Source organism: Streptomyces sp. NPDC059900 (assembly GCF_050270335.1).
Taxonomy (GTDB): domain Bacteria; phylum Actinomycetota; class Actinomycetes; order Streptomycetales; family Streptomycetaceae; genus Streptomyces.
On sequence record NZ_JBNNJZ010000773.1, the window covers coordinates 1 to 3212 of the forward strand.

2 protein-coding genes are annotated in these 3212 nt (G+C 70.9%); both read left to right on the forward strand.

The features are described 5' to 3' along the window. Positions 1-241: TetR/AcrR family transcriptional regulator C-terminal domain-containing protein (locus ACQKIP_RS43680; protein WP_427745557.1), on the forward strand; the 241-nt coding region annotated here is incomplete at its 5' end. A gap of 453 nt (positions 242-694) precedes the next feature. After that, positions 695-3212 (forward strand): S8 family peptidase (locus tag ACQKIP_RS43685; RefSeq protein WP_427745558.1); only part of this gene is annotated, 2518 nt, incomplete at its 3' end.

Here is a 3212-nt window from a genome sequence, read left to right on the forward strand (position 1 = left end):
CTTCATCTCCGTCCAGCGCTACCTGGAGGACCGGCACGCCGCGGGCACCGCGGTGGTACCTGACGCGGAGAGCGCCACCAACCAGTTCCTCGGCATGATCGCCAACTACGTCCTGTGGCCGCGGATGCTGCTCGCCGACTGGAGCCCCGCACCCGCCGACGTCGGCCGCGCCGTCGACGAGGCGGTCACGACGATGCTCGCCCGCTACGGCCACAGCACCGACGGCCCGCAGCACTCCTGAGGGCCCGGGCGCCGCTGCGGGTGCGGACGGCGCCCGCCCCCGGACCCCCGGATCGCTGCGGGAGCCCGACCGGCGCCGCACCGGTGCCGTGGCGCGGCACGCGCGTGGGGGGGGGTAGGCGCTGCCAGCGGTTGCGGGTGCCGGCATACCGCCCGCCTCCCGGGCATTCCGCACGTCCCAGTGGCTGCACTTGCCGGCAGGGGGCGCAGGCGAACTCGCCGCACATGACGTACCGGTCGGTTTGATCTCCGGCAGCAGGACGGCATGCCGGGAGCGATGCGACGCCATGCCGTATTCCTGGATTTAGCCCGAATTGACCTTATCTGGCGTGACGTTGGCCGCCAGGGCAACAAATATCTCACGAACATCTTCCGGATCACCAGAACCGGACACCTCAAAGATCACGTGTTACGGGCGACCACATCAAGCACGCTCAAGAGACAGGCAAATCGGGTGGCAGTCATATCGAGGGTGGGGGCGGCGGCGATGGCCGCCGTGATGTCCGGCGCACTGGTCACGGGGGTGGCCTCAGCCGACGCCGGGCCAGAGCCAGGCCCTGAGCACAGCGCGGGCACACAGAGCGCCGGGAAGAGCGAGACCGGTCGAAGAGCGCAGGGCGGGAAGACGCAGACCGTCACACTGGTGACCGGCGACCGGGTGGTCGTCCGGTCAGGGGGCAAGCAGGTCGTCCGGCTGATGCGCGGGCAGGGCCGCGAGCAGGTCGCGATCGCGGTGCGGCGCGAGGCCGGGCAGACGTACGTCGTACCGCAGGACGCCCAGCCGCTGATCAGCGCGGGCAGGCTGGACCGGCGGCTCTTCGACGTCACACGTCTCGTCAGGGACAAGTACGACGACGCCCGCCGCACTTCGCTCCCGCTGATCGTCAAGTACCGGCCGGGACGCGCCAACAGCCGCCCGGAGGACACCTTCCGCGGCCTGGCCCGCGACCGCCACGCGCTGCCCGCCATCGGCGGCGAGGCCTTCGATGCGCCCAAGTCCGGCGCAGGGGACCTCTGGTCGCAGCTGACCGGCGGGACCGGCGGCCGTACCAACGCGCGTACGAGCGCGGCCCCGGCCATCGCGCACGTCTGGCTGGATGCCAGGGTCCGCCCCGCTCTGGACAAGAGCGTGCCGCAGATCGGCGCCCCCGCCATGTGGCAGGCCGGCTACACCGGCAAGGGCGTCAAGGTCGCCGTCCTGGACACCGGAGTCGACCAGACGCACCCGGACCTCAAGGGCGTCGAAATCACCGAAAAGAACTTCACGGAGTCCGCACCCGACGCCAAGGACCGCATGGGCCATGGCACGCATGTCGCCTCGACCCTGGCGGGTTCCGGGGCCAAGTCGGGCGGCAAGTACAAGGGTGTGGCGCCCGGTGTGCAGCTCCTGGACGGCAAGGTCATCTCCGAAGTGGAGGGCACGGGCACCGAGTCCTCCATCGCCGCCGGCATGCAGTGGGCGGTCGACAGCAACGCGAAGATCGTCAACCTGAGTCTGGGCAGCCTGGACTCGCCGGGGACCGATCCGCTGGAGGAAGCCGTCGCACGGCTATCCGGCAAGGCCCTCTTCGTCATCGCGGCGGGCAACGACGGCCCCGAGCCCGGCACGTTGAACTCACCCGGCAGCGCTCCCACCGCCCTGACCGTCGGCTCCGTCGACAAGCAGGACAACATCGCGGAGACCTCCAGCCGGGGCCCGCAGGCCGACGGGATCGCCAAGCCCGACCTGACCGCGCCCGGTGACGACATCACGGCCGCGCGCTCCACGCAGATTCCCGACGACTCCGACCGCGAGCCCTACGTCGCCATGTCGGGCACCTCGATGGCGACGCCGCATGTGGCCGGTTCCGCCGCCCTGCTCCTGCAGCAGCATCCGACGTGGAGCGGTCCGCAGCTCAAGGCCGCACTGACCGGCTCCGCCAAGCCCAACCCCACGCTCAACGCCCATCAGCAGGGGGCGGGCCGCGTCGACCTGACCCGCGCCGTCACCGCGTCCGTCGTCCCCGAGCCCGGCACGCTCACCTTCGGCACGCAGGCCTGGCCGCACACCGACGACAAGCCGGTCACCAAGACCGTCACGTACCGCAACCTCGGCACCAAGCCGGTCACCCTCGCACTCTCCGCCCGCGCCGTGGACCCCAAGGGCCGCCCGGGCCCGGCAGACATGTTCACCGTCAAGGACGCCAAACTCACCGTCCCGGCCGGCGGCACCGCGAAGACCACCGTCACCGCCGACACCAGGACCGGCACCGCCGACGGCATCTACGGCGGGACGCTGCTGGCCGCCGGCGACGGCCAAGAAGTGCGCACCGGCCTCGTCGTGGACCGTGAGGTCGAGTCCTACGACCTCACGCTGAAGCATCTCGACGTCAACGGCAGCAATTCCACCCACTACGTCACCACGCTCACCGACCGCACCCAGCGGAAGATCGAGATCCCCTACCAGGAGGGGCCCGTCACGGTGCGGGTGGCCAAGGGCACCTATGCGCTGGAGAGCTCCGTCTACGGCCCGACCAAAAGCTTCGCGGTCTTCGTCCAGCCGACGCTGAAGGTCGCCGCGAAGGCGACGGTCACGCTGGACTCCCGCAAGGCCAAGCCGGTGGCCGTCACCACCCCCGATGCCGGAGCGCGCCTTGCGGCGTCGCACATCAGCTACGACGACACGGCCCGCGGCATCGCCGGCAGCTGGAGCCTCGGCGAGGGCACCGTCATCCGCACCCTGGGCCTGGGCCCCGCATCGCCCACCCTCAACGCCCAGTACAACGGCATCTGGAAAGCCTCGGGCACCGCGGCCAAGAAGGTCGACTACCGGCTGGGCTTCAGCCGCAGCGGCAGCTGGTTCTCGGGGCTGAAGCACGCCGCGACCAAGGCCGAGCTGGCCGAGGTGAACTACGGCGTCGGCACCTCCGCCGCCCGGCGCAAGGGCACACTGTCCGCCACGCCGATCGGCGCGAACGACTACAACCCGCCTC